Below are 17,628 nucleotides of genomic sequence, written 5' to 3' on the forward strand. Positions count from 1 at the left end.
ATCAGATCGCGCGGCGGACCATCAATTCCTTGATCTTGCCGATGGCCTTGTTCGGATTCAGGCCTTTCGGGCAGACGTCCACGCAGTTCATGATCGAGTGGCAGCGGAACAGGCGGTACGGGTCTTCCAGGTTGTCCAGACGCGCGCCGGTGGCTTCGTCGCGGCTGTCGGCGATGAAGCGGTAGGCTTGCAGCAGGCCGGCCGGGCCGACGAACTTGTCCGGGTTCCACCAGAACGACGGGCAGGAGGTCGAGCAGCAGGCGCACAGGATGCACTCGTACAGACCGTCCAGCTCTTCGCGCTGTTCCGGCGATTGCAGACGCTCTTTCTCCGGCGGGATCGATTCGTTGATCAGGAACGGCTTGATCGAGTCGTACTGCTTGAAGAACTGGGTCATGTCGACGATCAGGTCGCGGATCACCGGCAGGCCTGGCAGCGGGCGCAGCACGATCGGCTCGCTCAACTCGTTCAGGTTGGTGGTGCAGGCCAGACCGTTCTTGCCGTTGATATTCATGGCGTCCGAACCGCACACGCCTTCACGGCAGGAGCGGCGCAGGGCCAGCGAATCGTCCACGTCGGACTTGATGCGCTGCAGGGCGTCGAGCAGCATCTTGTCGGTGTCTTTCAGCTCGACCGTCAGGTCTTGCATGTAAGGCTTGGCATCCTTGTCCGGATCGTAGCGGTAAATCTTGAATTTGAGAGTACGTGCCATGTTGTAAGGCCCTTGCTTAGAAAGTACGTGGTTTCGGCTTGAAGGTATCGACCGTCAGCGGCTTGGTGACAACGGCCTTGTATTCCAGGCGGTTGCCTTCGGAGAACCAGAGGGTGTGCTTCATCCAGTTGTCGTCATCGCGCTGAGGGTAATCGCTGTGCGCGTGGGCGCCGCGCGATTCCTTGCGTGCTACAGCCGAGGTGATGGTGGCCTTGGCAGTTTCAATCAGATTGTCCAGCTCCAGCGCTTCCACGCGGGCGGTGTTGAAGACCTTGGACTTGTCCTGGAAGGACACGTGCTTGCGGCGCTCGTCCAGCTTCATGATTTCGGCGTAGCCCTGGGTCAGCAGCTCGTCGGTACGGAACACGCCGCAGTACTTCTGCATAGTGGCGCGGATATCGTTGGCCACGTTCTGCACGCGCTCGCCGCCGGTCGAGGTTTCCAGCTTGTTCAGACGGCCCATCGCAAACTCGGAGGCGTCTTTCGGCATCGGCTTGAATTCTTTTTGCTTCAGGTTCTGCGCCACCACGTGGTTGCCGGCCGCGCGACCAAAGACCACCAGGTCGAGCAGGGAGTTGGTGCCCAGGCGGTTGGCGCCGTGCACCGAGACGCAGGCGCATTCGCCGATCGCGTACAGGCCGTTGACCACTTTCTGGCTGCCGTCGGCGGTCGGGGCCACCACTTGGCCATGGATATTGGTCGGAATACCGCCCATCTGGTAGTGGATGGTCGGCACCACAGGAATCGGTTCCTTGGTGGCGTCGACGTTGGCGAACTTGTGGCCGATTTCCAGGATCGAAGGCAGACGCTTCTTGATGGTTTCCGAGCCGATGTGGCGCAGGTCCAGCAGCACGTGGTCCTTGTTCGGACCGCAGCCGCGGCCTTCCTTGATCTCCTGGTCCATCGAGCGCGAAACGAAGTCGCGCGGCGCCAGATCCTTCAGGGTCGGCGCATAGCGCTCCATGAAGCGTTCGCCGTTGGAGTTGATCAGGATGCCGCCTTCGCCGCGCACGCCTTCGGTGATCAGCACGCCCGCGCCGGACACGCCGGTCGGGTGGAACTGCCAGAACTCCATATCCTGCAGCGGCAGGCCGGCGCGTGCCGCCATGCCCATGCCGTCGCCGGTGTTGATGAAGGCGTTGGTCGAGGCCGCGAAGATACGGCCGGCGCCGCCGGTGGCGAAGATGGTGGTCTTCGCTTCCAGGATCATGCACTCGCCGGTTTCCATTTCCAGGGCCACCACGCCGACCACGTCGCCTTCGGCGTCGCGGATCAGGTCCAGGGCCATCCACTCGACGAAGAAGTGGGTGCGGGCGCGCACATTGCGCTGGTACAGGGTGTGCAGCAGGGCGTGGCCGGTACGGTCAGCCGCGGCGCAGGCGCGCTGCACGGCTTTTTCGCCGAAGTTGGCGGTGTGGCCGCCGAACGGACGCTGGTAGATGGTGCCGTCCGGGTTGCGGTCGAAAGGCATGCCGAAGTGTTCCAGCTCGTACACGACTTTCGGCGCTTCGCGGCACATGAATTCGATGGCGTCCTGGTCGCCCAGATAGTCGCCGCCCTTGACGGTGTCGAACATATGCCAGAACCAGTTGTCTTCCGACATATTGCCCAGCGAGGCGCCGATGCCGCCCTGCGCCGCCACGGTGTGGGAGCGGGTCGGGAAGACCTTGGACAGCACGGCCACATTCAGGCCGGCTTCCGCCAGTTGCAGGGAGGCGCGCATGCCGGAACCGCCGGCGCCAACGATCACCGCGTCAAAGCGGCGGGTAGGGATTGCAGATTTGATTGCTGCCACGATTACACACTCCACAGAATCTGCACCGACCATGCGGCGCAGGCGATCAACCACAGCACGGTGGCAATTTGCAGGAACAGACGGACGCCGACTGGTTTAACGTAGTCCATCCAGATGTCACGCATGCCAACCCAGGCGTGGTAGAACAGGCCGAACAGCGTCACGGCGCTGAACAGCTTGAACCACTGCTGGGCGAACAGGCCTGCCCAGCCTTCATAGGTGAAGTTGCTGCCGGAAAGGAAAGAGAACAGCAGCACGGCGGTATACACCACCATCAGAATCGCGGTTACGCGCTGCGCCAGCCAGTCTTTCAGGCCGTAATGGGCGCCGACGACCAGGCGTTTTGGGCCGATATTATTATTCGCCATTTAGAACACTCCAAACAATTTCAGGGCCACCAGGGCGGTCACGGTCAGGCTGATGGCCAGCACGGTCGCGGCACTCTTGCGCGCCGAATCCTTGTCCAGGCCGACGTGGGTGTCCATGATCAGGTGGCGCACACCGGCGCAGAAGTGCTGCATATACGCCCAGACCAGGGCCAGGATCACCAGCTTGACGAACCAGTGCGAGGCGATGCCCTGGAAGTAAGCAAAGGAAAGTTCCGATCGGATGCTCTGCTCGAGCAGATACAGGACAACAGGCAGCAGGGCAAACATCAGGAAACCGCTAATGCGGTGCAAGATGGATACAACTCCGGCTAAAGGCAAGCGGTAGTTCGACAGTTGCGTAACGTGGATATTACGGAACTCAGGCCGTTCTTTTTTTGGTGCTTCCCTTACGGCTTCAGACATCATTAACCTCCCTTATGGCTTAGTGCTAATTATTTCGATACTGCGACGAGGCAGCGAAAGTAAAACTGCGGTAAGACCGCGATTTTCGCCGATTTTCGTCCTCCCCACCAATATGTATTGTTACATATAACAAAAATTATGTTGCGCCGCCCCATTTCTTAGCGACTCAACAAGATTATCTAATTGAGGTCATTTTGATAATGATGACGCTCCGTCAGATACAGGCCACGGCGCAATTCCACCGGTTTGTCGCCATACGTGAACGAGACGCGTTCGGCGCACAGCAGCGGCGTGCCGGGGGCCGTATGCAGCAGCGCAGCATCGGCTTCGGCGGCACACACGGCGCGGATTTTCTCGGCCGCCCGTATCATGCGGGTGCCGAATTCGGATTCGAACAGGCCGTACATCGGCCCCTTGTATTCATTCAGCCGTTCCGCCGTCAAGCCCTTGAACAGCAGGCCGGGCAGCCACAGCTCCTCGACGATGGTGGGCACGCCGTCGAACGATTGCACGCGCTTGATATAGATGACCGCGTCGCCCGACTTCAGGTCGAGCAGGCGCGCCACGTCGGCCGGCGCGCGCAGGCGGCGCACTTCGATGAATTTGCTTTCCGGGTAGTGCGGCACGCCCTCGTCGGGCATCAGGCGCAGGAAGCGGAAGTGGGCGCGCGCTTCATGGTGGGTCGAGACGAAGGTGCCCTTGCCCTGCTTGCGCACCACCAGGTTCTCGGCCGCCAGTTCGTCGATGGCCTTGCGCACCGTGCCCTGGCTGACCTTGAAGCGGTTGGCCAGCTCCACTTCGCTGGGAATCAGCTCGCCCGGCTTCCATTCGCCCGACTGCAGGCTTTGCGTGATCAAGGCCTTGATCTGCTGGTACAGCGGGGAGAAGGTGGGCGAAGCGCTCGGCGCAACGGAGGATGAGGCGGTCGCGCCCGGCGCCGGGGTCGCCGGCGCGCTGGCGGCAGCGGCTGGACTGGTCTGGTTGGGCGGGACGGAATTCATAGGGCGAGATTTCACCACAAAAGGGGCTATTCGTCCAGCAAAACCCGACAAGTTATCTGTCTTATATAAGACATAAGATATGATTGACAGACGGGCATTCGGGGCCTACACTCGCCGTCGATGCGGTTTCCGGCTGCCCGCGCGAGGGCGTTGCGCAGTACAGAAAAAGCATAGTTCCTGATGCCTTGTGCGTCAAATTTGTGCGGCGCATTTGGTATCATTATATTTTTACAAGCGTAGGTCCAGCTTCAGATCGTTTTTATTCCACTTGGAGATTCATCATGGCTAAAACCCCAATGCGTGTTGCCGTTACCGGCGCCGCCGGCCAGATCGGCTATTCCCTGCTGTTCCGCATCGCCAACGGCGACATGCTGGGCAAGGATCAGCCAGTCATTCTGCAACTGCTTGAAATCCCTGACGAAAAAGCGCAGAAAGCGCTGAAGGGCGTCATGATGGAAATCGACGACTGCGCCTTCCCGCTGCTGGCCGGCATGACCGCCCACGCCGATCCGATGACCGCCTTCAAGGACGCCGACGTGGCCCTGCTGGTGGGCGCCCGCCCACGCGGCCCAGGCATGGAGCGTAAAGACCTGCTGGAAGCCAACGCCCAGATCTTCACCGTGCAAGGCAAGGCGCTGGACGCCGTCGCTTCGCGCAATGTGAAAGTACTGGTGGTCGGCAACCCAGCCAACACCAACGCCTATATCGCGATGAAATCGGCCCCTTCCCTGCCGGCCAAGAACTTCACCGCCATGCTGCGCCTGGACCACAACCGCGCCCTGTCGCAAATCGCCGCCAAAGTCGGCAAGCCGGTCGCCTCGATCGAAAAACTGTGCGTGTGGGGCAACCACTCGCCGACCATGTACGCTGACTACCGTTTCGCCACCATCGACGGCAAGTCGGTCAAGGAAACCATCAACGACGCGGTCTGGAACAGCGACACCTTCCTGCCGACCGTCGGCAAGCGCGGCGCCGCCATCATCGAAGCGCGCGGCCTGTCCTCGGCCGCTTCGGCCGCCAACGCCGCCATCGACCACGTGCGCGACTGGGTACTGGGCACCAACGGCAAGTGGACCACCATGGGCATCCCATCGGACGGCTCCTACGGCATCCCTGAAGGCACCATGTTCGGCTTCCCGGTGACCACCGAAAACGGCGAATACAAAATCGTCCAAGGCCTGGAAATCGACGCCTTCTCGCAAGAACGCATCAACATCACGCTCAAGGAACTGACCGAAGAGCGCGAAGGCGTGAAACACCTGCTGCCATAATAGGCGCAGCGGTTCAATCCGCCCAACGAAGTGGAACCGGTTAAACCACCGATCCGCCGCAAAAGCCGCACTGCCGAAAGCAGTGCGGCCTTAGCGCTTTCTGCAACCCCAGATTCTGCCAATACGAACGCCAAGATGCACCCATCCGAGGTTTTATTCCAGGGCAAACGCCAACCGCTGCTGCTTCCCGCCTGCGACCACTATGCAGGGTCCGAGAAGCTGATGCGCAAGTCGATGGCCCTGCAACAAGAGCTTGGCCCCCTGTTCGACATCACCTTCGATTGCGAGGACGGCGCCGCCGCCGGCAAGGAAGAGGAACACGCCCATCTGGTGGCCCAGCTGCTGCTCGACGAGGCCAACCGCTTCGGCCGCATCGGCGCCCGCGTGCATGACGCCGCCAGCGCGCATTTCGAGCGCGACGTGGAGATCATCGTCGGCGCCGCCGCCCACAAGCTGGCCTACCTGGTGCTGCCCAAGCCGGATGGCGTGCAGGACGTGGAAAAGGCCCTCGCCACCATCAACAAGCACGCCCTGAAGGCCGGCCGCAGCAACCTGCCGGTGCACGTGCTGATCGAGACCCACGGCGCGCTGCGCGACGTCTTCGCCATCGCCGCCCTGCCCCAGGTCGAATGCCTGTCCTTCGGCATCATGGATTTCGTCTCGGCCCATTACGGCGCCATTCCCGGCAACGCCATGCGCACGCCGGGCCAGTTCGCCCACCCGCTGGTGGTGCGCGCCAAGCTCGATATCGCGGCCGCCTGCCACGCCCACGGCAAGGTGCCTTCGCATAATGTGACCACCGAAATCAAGGACAGCGCGGTGGTGGCCACCGACGCCCAGCGCGCCGCCGCCGAATTCGGCTACACGCGCATGTGGAGCATCCACCCGAACCAGATCAAGCCCGTGATCAAGGCCTTCACGCCACGCGCTTCCGAAGTGAACGAGGCGGCCAATATCCTGCACGAGGCCGAGCGCGCCGCCTGGGGGCCGATTGCCCAGAACGGCCGCTTGCACGACCGCGCCAGCTACCGATATTATTGGACGGTTTTGCAGCGCGCGCGCCTGGCCGGCCTGCCGCTGCCCGAATCGGTCGCCGCCCTGATGAACGCCATCCCTGAACACCCAGCAACGGAAACACACTGATGTCCATCTCCAAACTCTTCCTGGCTTGCAGCCTCGCCCTCGGTTCCGCCACCCTGTGCCTGGCCCCTGCCGTCCACGCCGAAGGCCAGCCGGCCGCCAAGGCGGAAAAGAAACCCGCCAAACGCAAGGCCGCTAAGGCCGCCAAGCCTGCGGCCGCAGCCGCCGCTGCTGCCGGCGCCACCGCCGCTGTCGCCGCCGATGGCGAGGACGAAGCCGCCGAGCCTAGCGTGACCGGTTCCGCCGTCACCGAATTCGCCTGCGAACTGGGCAACAAAGTCACCATCTACCAGAACAACGAAGATGAGAACTTCATCGCCCTGCGCTGGAAAAAACGCCTGCACCGCCTGAAGCGCGTGGCCACCACCACCGGCGCCCAGCGCTTCGAGAACAAGCTGTATGGCCTGGTCTGGATCGGCATCCCGGCCAAGAGCATGCTGCTCGATTCGAAGCAGAGCCGCCAGCTGGCGAACGAATGCAAGAGCCCTGAGCAGAACAAGCCGGCGGAGACTCCGGCCGCAGCTGCGTAAGGCAAGCTGGAAGAGGAAACGCCCCTTCGGGGGCGCTGCAATACCCTGAAACATTAATAACAGACGATACCCACCTGAAGGAGAGGTCATGTCCCGCAACACACTGAATACGCTCAAGGATTTCACTATTTCTGGCAGCAAGAAGGGTAAGTTCTACTCCCTGCCGGCACTGGAAAAAAGCCTGGGCATCAAAGTCTCCCGCCTGCCGGTGTCGATCCGCGTAGTGCTCGAATCCGTCCTGCGTAACTGCGACGGCAAGAAAGTCACGGAAGAACACGTCAAACAACTGGCTAGCTGGGGCGCGACCGCCGAGCGTACGGACGAGATCCCGTTCGTGGTGGCGCGCGTGGTGCTGCAGGACTTCACCGGCGTTCCTCTGCTGGCCGACCTGGCCGCGATGCGTAACGTCGCCTCCAAAATGGGCGTGAACCCGAAGAAGATCGAACCGCTGGTGCCAGTGGACCTGGTGGTGGACCACTCCGTGACCATCGACCACTTCCGCGAACCGAAAGCGCTGGACCTGAACATGAAGCTGGAATTCTCGCGCAACAACGAGCGCTACCAGTTCATGAAATGGGGCATGCAAGCCTTCGACACCTTCGGCGTCGTGCCTCCGGGCTTCGGCATCGTCCACCAGGTCAACCTGGAATACCTGGCGCGCGGCGTGCACGCTGCCTCCAATGTGTACTACCCTGACTCGCTGGTGGGCACCGACTCCCACACCACCATGATCAACGGCATCGGCGTTGTCGGCTGGGGCGTGGGCGGCATCGAGGCCGAAGCCGGCATGCTGGGCCAGCCCGTGTACTTCCTGACCCCGGACGTGATCGGCGTGAACCTGACCGGCGCCCTGCGCGAAGGCTGCACCGCGACCGACCTGGTGCTGACCATCACCGAAATGCTGCGTAAAGAAAAAGTCGTGGGCAAATTCGTCGAGTTCTTCGGCGAAGGCACCGAGTCCCTGACCGTGACCGACCGCGCCACCATCGCCAATATGGCACCGGAATACGGCGCCACCATGGGCTTCTTCCCGGTCGACGACGCCACCATCGAATACTTCGAAGGCACCGGCCGCACCAAGGCCGAAATCGACGCCTTCGCTTCCTACTTCAAAGCCCAGGGCATGTACGGCGTGCCGAAAAAAGGCGAAATCGACTACACCCGCGAACTGCACCTGGACCTGTCCACGGTGGCGCCATCGCTGGCCGGCCCGAAACGTCCGCAAGACCGCATCGAAATCGGCAACGTCAAGTCGACCTTCACCGAACTGTTCTCCAAGCCGACCGGCGAGAACGGCTTCAACAAAAAGCCTGAAGACCTGACCAAGACCTACACCACCAGCAATGGCGTGAACGTGAAAAACGGCGACGTGCTGATCGCCGCCATCACCTCCTGCACCAACACCTCGAACCCGAGCGTGCTGCTGGCCGCCGGCCTGCTGGCCAAGAAAGCCGTGGAAGCCGGCCTGACCGTCGCTCCGCACATCAAGTCCTCGCTGGCCCCTGGCTCGCGCGTCGTGACCGAGTACCTGACCGCCGCCGGCCTGCTGCCTTACCTGGAAAAACTGGGCTTCGGCGTGACCGCTTACGGCTGCACCACCTGCATCGGCAATGCCGGCGACCTGACCCCGGAACTGAACGCTGCCATCACCGGCAACGACATCGTGGCCGCCGCCGTCCTGTCGGGCAACCGCAACTTCGAAGCGCGCATCCACCCGAACATCCGCTCCAACTTCCTGGCTTCGCCACCGCTGGTCGTCGCCTACGCCATCGCCGGCAATGTGACGCGCGACCTGATGACCGAGCCGGTAGGCCAGGGCAAGGGCGGCAAGGACGTCTACCTGGGCGACATCTGGCCGACCTCGGCGGAAATCGCCAAGCTGATGAAGTTCGCCATGAACTCCAAAGTGTTCAAGGACAACTACGCCGACGTCAAAGGCGCGCCAGGCAAGCTGTGGGAAGCCGTGTCCTCGACCGAAGGCCAAGTGTACAACTGGCCGGATTCGACCTACATCGCCGAACCGCCATTCTTCGACGACTTCGCCATGACCCCGAAAGCGGCTGCTTCCGGCATCAGCGGCGCGCGCGCCCTGGGCGTGTTCGGCGATTCGATCACCACCGACCACATTTCCCCAGCCGGTTCCATCAAGGAAGACGGCCCAGCCGGCAAGTGGCTGAAAGAGAACGGCGTGATGAAGGCCGACTTCAACTCCTACGGCTCGCGCCGCGGCAACCACGAGATCATGATGCGCGGCACCTTCGCCAACGTGCGTATCAAGAACAAGATGATCCCGGCCAAGGCCGACGGTTCCGCGGTCGAAGGCGGCATCACCATCCACCAGCCTTCCGGCGAACAGCTGTCGATCTACGACGCCGCCATGAAGTATGTGGCTGCGGGCGTGCCGACCATGGTCTTCGGCGGCGAAGAATACGGCACCGGCTCCTCGCGCGACTGGGCGGCCAAAGGCACCCAGCTGCTGGGCGTGAAAGCCGTGATCTGCCGCTCCTTCGAGCGCATCCACCGTTCCAACCTGGTGGGCATGGGCGTGCTGCCGCTGCAATTCATCGGCAACGACAGCGTCGACTCGCTGGGCATCACCGGCAAGGAAATCTATGACCTGAAAGGTCTGGAAGGCGAGATCAAACCACAGCAGAAAGTCACCCTGGTGATCCACCGCGCTGATGGTTCCAAGCAGGAAGTGCCTGTGCTGCTGCGTATCGACACCCCAATCGAAGTCGACTACTACAAGCATGGCGGCATCCTGCCGTTCGTGCTGCGCCAGCTGCTGGCTGCCTGATCGCCATGGCCGCCCGCATGGGCGGCTTCGCGCAAAACGCCGGGCTGGTCCCGGCGTTTTTTATTTGCACAGCCCATCCTTGCCGAATCCACTACAATACGAGTAACAAGAACTTTTACACTGACAGAAAACCTGTAGCGCTATGCGTCGACCATCTAAAGATTCACCTCATAAATTGTCCGCCGACAGCCAGCGCCTTCTCTCCCTCGCCCAGGCCGTAGGCCAGGCGGCCAGCCGGCTCGAAGAGCGCGGCTGGGAACGCAGTCTGGATACGCAGTTGCTGAAACTGCTGAAGACCGGCCACCAGGACACCATCGATGCCGCCCTGAACAAACTGTTCGGCGCGGACCTGAATGCTTACGACGTGCTGATGGACGGCGTGGAAGCGGCCAGCGAATCGGCCACCATCACCGTCGAGGGCGAGAACGGCCCGGCCCAGTATGACGTGCTGCTGGTGGCGGCGCCGGTGCTGGCCTGGACCCGCTTCGCCATCGCCTCCGGCGCGATTCCGGGCGATATCCTGAACACGCTGTCGGCCCACTTCTCGGCCCACCTGCTGGCCGACGGCACGCGCATGGCGATGGCCTCCACCCTGTACTCCATCGACCAGCTGCCGCGCACCCATGCCGACACCTATGGCAAGCTGCACAAGCTGGCCCAGTCCGCGCTCAAAGGCGTGGCGCTGAAATCGGACGCGAAGACGCCAGAAACCGCGCCCTTCCTGGCCGACACGCGCTACCTGCTGGTGGCCGTGGTGGCGCCGGCCGGCGAAGCCATGTTCCGCTGGCAGATGCCGTCGGCCCATGCGCACCAGGCCGAGGAACGCCAGGCCGCGCTGGAACAATGGCGCAGCCAGGCCACGCCGACCGTCAGCCGTCTGCTGCCGGGCTGCGGCGTCGAACTGCTGCTGCCGGAAGCCTACTACATGGCTTGCCGCGAGGCCGATAAGCTGATCCGCCCGGTCTCGATCCGCGCCGCCGTGCACTATCTGACGCATTCGCTGGCGTGCGAGCCGGCCGAGCTGCGCGCCGTGGTGGCCGGCTTCGGCGAGGAAGCGGCCGATGCGCCGATCGACGAATACCGCGTCGGCTTCACGCGCCGCTCCAGCAGCGATGTGATTTATGGCGTGGTATGGCCGCTGTACGGCCAGGAGGACGAGGAAGGCACGCCGCCGGAAGGTCCGATCGGCGGCCTGCTCGACGCCCTGGTCAAGCCGCGCACGCCGGTGGATGAAATCGTCGAGCACCTGAACGCGGCCGGCGTCACCCAGATCAAGAAGCTGGGCGAGCGCTATGTGGTCGAGTTCTGCGACGATTGCGGCGCGCCGCTGTTCGCCGATCCGTCCGGCGAGCTGGTGCACGCCGAAATGCCGGAAGACGCGCCCACCGGCACCGAACACTTCCACTGAGCCGTTCAGGCTTGAATGCAAAAAGACCTCGCTATATGCGAGGTCTTTTTATTTCACGGGCATCTGGGCCTGATTGATGATGATGAAGGCCAGTTGGGGCGGCCTGCCCGCTTGCTGCTGAGCCTGCGGTGCGCTGGCGGGAGCCGGCTGAGCCGCCGGTACGGGCGCCGGAAGCGGCGCGGATTGCCATTGCAGGCGCGGCCCGTTACCGACAGCCATGAACAGGCCACCGAAACCGATAAACATGCCGATCACCGAAGCCAGCATCCATTTATGGGTTTCATGTACCAGGCGCAGCATATCGGCGCGCACAGCCTCAATATCGGCCTTGGTGGCCAAGGTCGGCAGGATGGCTTCGATGCGAGCCTGGAAGGCGTGGAATTCGTGGTCCATGTTTCAAGCATAGACCACGCAAGGGGGGCTTACCAGCTGGAGTAAGGCTTGCCGATCAGGTTGGAGTTGAGGTAGCGCACATCCTGTGTGACTTCCTCGCCCACCCAGTCCGGCTTGTCGAAGGCTTGCTCTTCGCTAGGCAATTCGATCTCGGCCATGACCAGGCCCGCGTTCGCGCCCAGGAACTCATCGACTTCCCACACAAAGCCGGCGTAAGGAATGCGGCGGCGGTATTTTTCGATGATGGGCTGCTCGCACAGGCGGTCGAGGAATTCGGCGGCGTCGGCCAGCGGCAGCGGGTATTCCCACTCGCCGCGGCTGACGCCCACCGCCTTGCTCTTGATCGTCATGACCGCCGCGCCGCCCTCGATGCGCACCCGCACCACGCGCTCCGGATGTGAGGACAGGTAGCCCTGGCGCAGCAGCACCGGCTCGCCTTGCGCGCGCCAGCCTTCGTTTTGCACCAGGAATTTACGCTCGATCTCGACGCCCATGGCTTAGTCGTCCAGCGACAGCAGGATAGGCTGCAGGATGGCCGCGCCCAGGGCCGCGCTGCGCGCGCCGTTCCAGCCCACGTGCGGCGCCGGCAGGTCAGCATTGTCCTTGAACGGCATTTCCAGGGTCAGGGCCAGGCATTGGAAGTGGTGGCCGATGTATTTGGAGGCCAGGGTCAGCATGTCCTCCTTGTACTTGCTGGCGGCATAGCCGTATTTGTCCTGGAAGTCCGGGCTGGCGTTCTTGTAGCGCTCGATGAAGGCCTTCTGCGACGCGGCCTGCTCGGGCGTGAAGTTTTCCAGCATCTCGTTGCCGGCCACGAAGTTGTACGGCAGCGCCTCGTCGCCGTGGATGTCGAAGAACATATCGACGCCCACTTCATGGATCTTCTGCTTCACGCACAGCACTTCCGGCGAGCGCTCCAGCGATGGCGTCATCCATTCGCGGTTCAGGTTGGCGCCGGCGGCATTGGTGCGCAGATTGCCGCGCACCGAACCGTCCGGGTTCATATTCGGCACGATGTAGAAGACGGCGCGCTGCAGCAGCTTGCGCGCGATCGGGTTGGCGTCGTCCAGCAGGCTGTCAAGCAGGCCTTCGACGAACCAGGAAGCCATCGATTCGCCCGGATGCTGGCGGCCGATGACCCAGATCTTTTTCTCCGCTTGCGGATTGCCGATGATGGCCAGGTTCATGTCGCGGCCATCGACGGTGCTGCCGATATCGACCACGCGGGCGATCGGGTTCTCGGCCACTTCGCCCAGCAGGCGCAGATGGCGTTCCCAGGAATACGGCTCGAAATAGGCGTAATAGACGCTGTCCAGATCAGGCGTGTGCTTGATGGTCATGACTTCGCCATCGAAGGAGGTCGGCACGCGGAACCAGTTATCGCCATCGTAGCTCGCCACCGCGTTGTAGTCCTCGTAACCTTTGGCATACGTGGCCTGGCCCGCGTTCAGGAAGCGCATGGTCACGGCTTCGCCGCGCGCGCCCTGCAGGCGGAAGTGGAACCACTGGTGGATGTCGGCGTGGGAATCCTTGCGCAGATTGAGTTCAATGGTGGCAGCGCTGTCGGCGCGCAGCACCTCGATGGCGCCGGAGTCGAAGTTCTGGCTGATTTTGATCGTCATTGGCTATTCCGTTCTAGTGAATTGCGATGGCGCTATTGTCCACGCTTTGCGCGATTTACGCAAAAAGGGCCAGCATTTCTGCTTGCCCTTTTTCCAAGCTTGCCGGTTTTTCAGGCCGGCCTTGCTCATACTGCATCAGCCGATATTGCGGCCACGCGCTTTCAACGCTGCGCGCACGCCGGCGCCGTAGGCCGGATCAGCCTTGTCGAAGTGGCCCAGCTGGCGATTGATGATCTCATCGCTGATCTGACTCATGGGACCAGCCAGGTTGGCGAACAGATTCTGCTTTTCCTGCTCAGGCAAGAGGCGGAACAGATTGCCGGCCTGGGTGTAATCATCTTCCTGGCCGCGGCCATCGTAGCGCCCCGCCCCGCCGTGCAGCGCCAGCGCCGGTTCGCCATGGCCCAGGCCTTGCGGCTGGCTGCCGCCCGCCTCCACCGTATGGTAGTTCTGCTCGGCCCCGCCATTGGCAATGGCCATGGCGCCGTCGCGCTGCTGGTTGTGGAAGGGGCAGCGCGGCGCGTTCACCGGCAGATGCTGATGGTTGGTGCCGAGGCGGTACAACTGGGCGTCGTGGTAGGCGAACAGGCGCGCCTGCAGCATCTTGTCCGGCGAATAGCCCATGCCCGGCACCACATTGGCCGGCGACAGCGCGGCCTGTTCCACTTCGGCGTGGTAGTTGAGCGGGTTGCGGTTCAGTTCCAGCACGCCCACCGGGATCAGCGGGAAATCCTTATGCGGCCAGACCTTGGTCAGGTCGAAGGGATTCCAGCCGGTGCGCGCTTCCCACTCGGCCAACTGCTCTTCGGTCGCCACCTGCAGCTTGACGTCCCAGCGCGGGAACTCGCCGCGCTCGATGGCGCCGAACAGATCGCGCTGGGCGTAGTCCGGGTCTTCGCCGGCCAGGCGCACGGCATCGGCCGCCGCCAGATTCCTGATGCCCTGCTGCGTTTTCAAATGCCATTTCACGTAGACGCGCTCGCCGGCCGCGTTAATCAGGCTGAAGGTGTGGCTGCCGAAACCGTCCATATGGCGGTAGCCGTCCGGCGTGCCGCGGTCGCTGAACAGCATCGTCACCTGGTGCAGGCTTTCCGGCGCCTTGCTCCAGAAGTCGAACATCATGGTGGCCGATTTCAGATTGGTCTGCGGATCGCGTTTCTGGGTGTGGATGAAGTCGGGGAATTTGATGCCGTCCTTGATGAAGAACATGGGCGTGTTGTTGCCGACCAGATCCCAGTTGCCTTCCTCGGTGTAGACGCGCAGGGCGAAGCCGCGCGGATCGCGTTCGGTGTCGGCGCTACCCTTTTCGCCGCCCACGGTGGAGAAGCGCACAAAGGTTTCGGCCTGCTTGCCGACGGCGGCAAAGAGTTTGGCCTTGGTGTAGCGGCTGATGTCGTGGGTGACGGTGAAGATGCCGTAAGCGCCGGAGCCCTTGGCATGCACCACACGCTCAGGGATGCGTTCACGGTTGAAGTGCTGCAGCTTCTCGATCAGGTGGAAGTCCTGCAGCAGCAAAGGACCGCGCACGCCCGCGCTGGCGGAATTCTGGTTGTCAGCGACGGGAATGCCGGATGCGGTGGTGATTGGCTTGCTCATTGCTTGCTCCTCTATTGGCGGTGAACGATGGAATCATTCTAGAGAAGCTCAGCAAATCAACAAAGACAATTGATTCTATCAAATTGATAGATTTTTATAATTCATACTACCGTACAGCCAGTACTGTTCATGCCAGGACAGCGCTTTTTCCAGCACATGGGGCGTCTGCCCGCCGCGCCGCAAGGCCTCTTCATAGTAGGCCAGCAAGGCCGGGCGGTAGCTCGGATGGGCGCAGCGCTCGATGATGAGCAGCGCGCGTTCGCGCGGCGCCAGGCCGCGCAGGTCGGCCAAGCCCCACTCCGTCACCAGCACATCGACATCGTGCTCGGTGTGGTCGACGTGTGCCACCATCGGCACCACGCTGGAAATCGCGCCGTCCTTCGCCACCGACTTGCTGACGAAGATGGCCAGCTCGCCGTTGCGGGCGAAATCGCCGGAGCCGCCGATGCCGTTCATCATATGGGTGCCGCCCACATGGGTGGAATTCACATTGCCGTAGATGTCGAATTCAAGCGCCGTGTTCAAGCCGATGATGCCGAGGCGGCGCACGATTTCCGGATGGTTGCTGATCTCCTGCGGTCGCAGCACGATGCGTTCGCGGTAACGCTCCAGATTGCGCAGGAAGTGTTCATGCTTGGCGGCCGACAGCGTGATCGAGGATGCCGAAGCCAGGGCCAGCTGGCCGGAGTCGAGCAGCTCGATGGCACTGTCCTGCAGCACCTCGGAATACATGGTCAGGTCGCGGAAGGACGATTGCGTCAGTCCATGCAGCACGGCGTTGGCGATGGTGCCGATGCCGGCTTGCAGCGGCAGCAGCTTTTCGGTCATGCGGCCGGCGGCTACCTCGCCCTCCAGGAAGGCGATGACGTGGCGCGCGATGGCGTCGGTTTCCTCGTCGGGCGGCAGCACATTGGACGGGCTGTCCGGGCTGGCGGTGACGACGATGGCGGCGATGCGCGCCGGATCGACCGGAATGGCGGTGGTGCCGATGCGCTGGCCCGGCTCCACCAGCGGAATCGGCGCGCGGCCGGGACGCGGCTGGGGCACATAAATATCGTGCAAGCCTTCCAGCGCCAGCGGCGCGCTCAGGTTCAGTTCCACGATGATCTGCTTGGCCTGCTGCACGAAGCTGGCGCTGTTCCCGACTGCCATGGTCGGCACGATGCCACCATCCTCGGTGATCGCCACCGCCTCGATGACGGCGATATCGACCGGGTGCAGGGCGCCGCTGCGCAGCTGTTCGGCGGTTTCAGACAGGTGCTGGTCGATGAACATCACCTCGCCGTTATTGATTTTGTGGCGCAGCGCGGCGTCGGCCTGGAAAGGCATGCGGCGCGCCAGTAGGCCGGCATTGGCCATCAGGCCGTCGCTGTCGTTGCCCAGCGACGCGCCGGTGAGCAGGGTCAGGCTGAAGGGTTCGCGGCAGGCGCGTTCCACCAGCGCCAGCGGCAGCGCCTTGGCGTCGCCGGCGCGGGTAAAGCCGCTCATGCCGACGGTCATGCCATCGCGGAACAGGCTGGCCGCGTCGGAGGCGGGCATCAGTTTCTGCTGTAAGGCTGGATGGCGGATGCGGTCTGCGTACATGCTGGTCTCACTATTTTCTGCTCTGATACAAAGCAGTATAGAATTCTGCCAGCAGTCGATTTATGACTATTATTCCCCGATTTCAGTCGAAATATTCATGGACATCCGCTCCCTGCGCTACTTCATCGAAACCGCCCGCCTGAGCAGCTTCACCCAGGCCGCCGAACTGTTGCACGTTACACAATCAACCATCAGCAAGATGGTGCACCAGCTGGAAGAGGAATTGCAGGCGCCGCTGCTAGTGCGCGATGGACGCCGCCTGACGCTGACCGATACCGGCCAAGTCGTGTATCAACGCGGCCAGCAGATGCTGGCCACCATGCGCCAATTGCAGCTGGAAGTACGCGACACCCAGGAGCGCCAGCGCGGCAGCCTGACGGTGGGCATCCCGCCCATGATCAACCTGCTGTTTACCCCAGTGCTGAAGGCCTTCCGCGAACGCTACCCGGCCATCACGCTGCGGCTGCGCGAGGATACGGGCCAGGAGATCGAGCGCCTGCTGGCGGCCGGTGAGCTGGAAATCGGCATGACGGTGCTGCCGGCCGATCCGGCGCTGCAGCTGGAAACGGTGAAAATCGCCAGCTATCCGATCTGGGCGCTGGCGGCGCACGGCACCTTCCAGCGCCACCGCCGTACCCTGCCCTTAAAGGCGCTCAAGGACTTGCCCCTGGTGCTGCTGGAAGACGATTTTGCGCTGACGCGCAGCCTGCGCAACGCCTTTACCGCCGCCGGCTTCGTCCCCACCATCGCGGCGCAAAGCAGCCAGTGGGACTGGCTGGTGGAAATGGCATCGGCCGGCATCGGCGTGGCCCTGCTGCCAGAACCGTTCATCCACCGTCTGGCGCATGAGCGCGTGCACGCGGTGCGCGTCAGCGAACCGGTGCTGCACTGGCAGGTGGCCCATGTATGGAACGGACGCTACCTCTCGCACGCGGCGCGCGCCTGGCTGGAAGTCTGCCGCGACGTGCTGGGAACGCCGCAGCCCTAA

The 17,628-nt window shown here is 62.7% G+C and carries 16 protein-coding genes; 6 read left to right on the plus strand and 10 right to left on the minus strand.

Annotated elements, in window-relative coordinates; all coding sequences use genetic code 11:
* Window position 1 precedes the first annotated feature (1 nt).
* From FHS03_RS09400 to FHS03_RS09420, 5 genes are all read right to left on the minus strand, one after another.
* The gene (locus FHS03_RS09400; protein WP_183440728.1) at window positions 2-712 is read right to left on the minus strand and encodes a succinate dehydrogenase iron-sulfur subunit; all 711 of its coding nucleotides are present in this window, start codon (window positions 710-712) and stop codon (window positions 2-4) included.
* Between the two features lie 16 nt (window positions 713-728).
* Entirely contained in the window at window positions 729-2,507 is a 1,779-nt protein-coding gene (sdhA, locus tag FHS03_RS09405; RefSeq protein ID WP_183440729.1) for a succinate dehydrogenase flavoprotein subunit, read from the minus strand.
* A gap of 2 nt (window positions 2,508-2,509) precedes the next feature.
* Window positions 2,510-2,875 carry a succinate dehydrogenase, hydrophobic membrane anchor protein gene (gene sdhD, locus FHS03_RS09410; protein ID WP_050412199.1) on the minus strand — a complete coding sequence of 122 codons (366 nt, stop codon included), beginning with the start codon at window positions 2,873-2,875 and terminating at the stop codon, window positions 2,510-2,512.
* A complete protein-coding gene (gene sdhC / locus FHS03_RS09415) occupies window positions 2,876-3,298 on the minus strand; it encodes a succinate dehydrogenase, cytochrome b556 subunit (RefSeq protein ID WP_183440883.1) in 423 nt (140 codons plus the stop codon).
* 179 nt (window positions 3,299-3,477) lie between these two features.
* On the minus strand, window positions 3,478-4,299 hold the full coding sequence (locus FHS03_RS09420; RefSeq protein WP_183440731.1) for a GntR family transcriptional regulator: 822 nt from the start codon (window positions 4,297-4,299) through the stop codon (window positions 3,478-3,480).
* A gap of 281 nt (window positions 4,300-4,580) precedes the next feature.
* Here FHS03_RS09420 and FHS03_RS09425 point away from each other — a divergent pair, with 281 nt between their 5' ends.
* From FHS03_RS09425 to FHS03_RS09445, 5 genes are all read left to right on the plus strand, one after another.
* Window positions 4,581-5,570: a malate dehydrogenase gene (locus tag FHS03_RS09425; RefSeq protein WP_050412196.1), complete on the plus strand. Its 990-nt coding sequence runs from the start codon at window positions 4,581-4,583 to the stop codon at window positions 5,568-5,570.
* A gap of 135 nt (window positions 5,571-5,705) precedes the next feature.
* On the plus strand, window positions 5,706-6,713 hold the full coding sequence (locus FHS03_RS09430) for an HpcH/HpaI aldolase/citrate lyase family protein (RefSeq protein ID WP_183440732.1): 1,008 nt from the start codon (window positions 5,706-5,708) through the stop codon (window positions 6,711-6,713).
* The gene (locus FHS03_RS09435) at window positions 6,713-7,240 is read left to right on the plus strand and encodes a hypothetical protein (protein ID WP_183440733.1); all 528 of its coding nucleotides are present in this window, start codon (window positions 6,713-6,715) and stop codon (window positions 7,238-7,240) included. The genes FHS03_RS09430 and FHS03_RS09435 overlap by 1 nt, the downstream gene beginning before the upstream one ends.
* 88 nt (window positions 7,241-7,328) lie before the next feature.
* Window positions 7,329-10,037 carry an aconitate hydratase AcnA gene (gene acnA / locus FHS03_RS09440; RefSeq protein WP_183440735.1) on the plus strand — a complete coding sequence of 903 codons (2,709 nt, stop codon included), beginning with the start codon at window positions 7,329-7,331 and terminating at the stop codon, window positions 10,035-10,037.
* Between the two features lie 142 nt (window positions 10,038-10,179).
* Window positions 10,180-11,445, plus strand: coding sequence for a DUF2863 family protein (locus tag FHS03_RS09445; RefSeq protein ID WP_183440736.1), 1,266 nt, complete (start codon window positions 10,180-10,182; stop codon window positions 11,443-11,445).
* Window positions 11,446-11,493: 48 nt separating this feature from the next.
* Here FHS03_RS09445 and FHS03_RS09450 read toward each other — a convergent pair whose 3' ends face one another.
* The 5 genes from FHS03_RS09450 to scpC all read right to left on the minus strand — a co-directional run bounded on the left by FHS03_RS09450 (window position 11,494) and on the right by scpC (window position 16,640).
* Window positions 11,494-11,838 carry a hypothetical protein gene (locus FHS03_RS09450; RefSeq protein ID WP_183440737.1) on the minus strand — a complete coding sequence of 115 codons (345 nt, stop codon included), beginning with the start codon at window positions 11,836-11,838 and terminating at the stop codon, window positions 11,494-11,496.
* A gap of 29 nt (window positions 11,839-11,867) precedes the next feature.
* Complete coding sequence (locus tag FHS03_RS09455) at window positions 11,868-12,332, minus strand: CYTH domain-containing protein (RefSeq protein WP_183440738.1); 465 nt, start codon at window positions 12,330-12,332, stop codon at window positions 11,868-11,870.
* 3 nt (window positions 12,333-12,335) lie between these two features.
* On the minus strand, window positions 12,336-13,460 hold the full coding sequence (locus tag FHS03_RS09460; RefSeq protein ID WP_050412189.1) for a M14 family metallopeptidase: 1,125 nt from the start codon (window positions 13,458-13,460) through the stop codon (window positions 12,336-12,338).
* Window positions 13,461-13,595: 135 nt separating this feature from the next.
* Window positions 13,596-15,056 carry a catalase gene (locus FHS03_RS09465; protein ID WP_183440739.1) on the minus strand — a complete coding sequence of 487 codons (1,461 nt, stop codon included), beginning with the start codon at window positions 15,054-15,056 and terminating at the stop codon, window positions 13,596-13,598.
* A 78-nt stretch (window positions 15,057-15,134) separates the two neighbouring features.
* Window positions 15,135-16,640, minus strand: a complete 1,506-nt coding sequence (gene scpC / locus FHS03_RS09470; RefSeq protein ID WP_183440740.1) for a succinyl-CoA:acetate CoA-transferase ScpC — start codon at window positions 16,638-16,640, stop codon at window positions 15,135-15,137.
* A 97-nt stretch (window positions 16,641-16,737) separates the two neighbouring features.
* On the opposite strand from scpC, the gene FHS03_RS09475 reads away from it, so the two are divergent.
* Window positions 16,738-17,628: a LysR family transcriptional regulator gene (locus FHS03_RS09475; RefSeq protein WP_183440741.1), complete on the plus strand. Its 891-nt coding sequence runs from the start codon at window positions 16,738-16,740 to the stop codon at window positions 17,626-17,628.

It is taken from the genome of Pseudoduganella violacea (assembly GCF_014191875.1).
GTDB lineage: Bacteria > Pseudomonadota > Gammaproteobacteria > Burkholderiales > Burkholderiaceae_D > Rugamonas > Rugamonas violacea_A.

What these genes read in the sequence shown, in the direction of transcription:
- FHS03_RS09420 (WP_183440731.1), bottom strand. Translation starts at nt 4,299, where the DNA reads ATGAATTCCGTCCCGCCCAACCAGACCAGTCCAGCCGCTGCCGCCAGC.
- FHS03_RS09445 (WP_183440736.1), top strand. Translation starts at nt 10,180, where the DNA reads ATGCGTCGACCATCTAAAGATTCACCTCATAAATTGTCCGCCGACAGC.
- acnA (WP_183440735.1), top strand. Translation starts at nt 7,329, where the DNA reads ATGTCCCGCAACACACTGAATACGCTCAAGGATTTCACTATTTCTGGC.
- FHS03_RS09430 (WP_183440732.1), top strand. Translation starts at nt 5,706, where the DNA reads ATGCACCCATCCGAGGTTTTATTCCAGGGCAAACGCCAACCGCTGCTG.
- sdhD (WP_050412199.1), bottom strand. Translation starts at nt 2,875, where the DNA reads ATGGCGAATAATAATATCGGCCCAAAACGCCTGGTCGTCGGCGCCCAT.
- FHS03_RS09435 (WP_183440733.1), top strand. Translation starts at nt 6,713, where the DNA reads ATGTCCATCTCCAAACTCTTCCTGGCTTGCAGCCTCGCCCTCGGTTCC.
- FHS03_RS09460 (WP_050412189.1), bottom strand. Translation starts at nt 13,460, where the DNA reads ATGACGATCAAAATCAGCCAGAACTTCGACTCCGGCGCCATCGAGGTG.
- FHS03_RS09455 (WP_183440738.1), bottom strand. Translation starts at nt 12,332, where the DNA reads ATGGGCGTCGAGATCGAGCGTAAATTCCTGGTGCAAAACGAAGGCTGG.
- sdhC (WP_183440883.1), bottom strand. Translation starts at nt 3,298, where the DNA reads ATGTCTGAAGCCGTAAGGGAAGCACCAAAAAAAGAACGGCCTGAGTTC.
- FHS03_RS09425 (WP_050412196.1), top strand. Translation starts at nt 4,581, where the DNA reads ATGGCTAAAACCCCAATGCGTGTTGCCGTTACCGGCGCCGCCGGCCAG.
- FHS03_RS09475 (WP_183440741.1), top strand. Translation starts at nt 16,738, where the DNA reads ATGGACATCCGCTCCCTGCGCTACTTCATCGAAACCGCCCGCCTGAGC.
- FHS03_RS09465 (WP_183440739.1), bottom strand. Translation starts at nt 15,056, where the DNA reads ATGAGCAAGCCAATCACCACCGCATCCGGCATTCCCGTCGCTGACAAC.
- FHS03_RS09400 (WP_183440728.1), bottom strand. Translation starts at nt 712, where the DNA reads ATGGCACGTACTCTCAAATTCAAGATTTACCGCTACGATCCGGACAAG.
- FHS03_RS09450 (WP_183440737.1), bottom strand. Translation starts at nt 11,838, where the DNA reads ATGGACCACGAATTCCACGCCTTCCAGGCTCGCATCGAAGCCATCCTG.
- scpC (WP_183440740.1), bottom strand. Translation starts at nt 16,640, where the DNA reads ATGTACGCAGACCGCATCCGCCATCCAGCCTTACAGCAGAAACTGATG.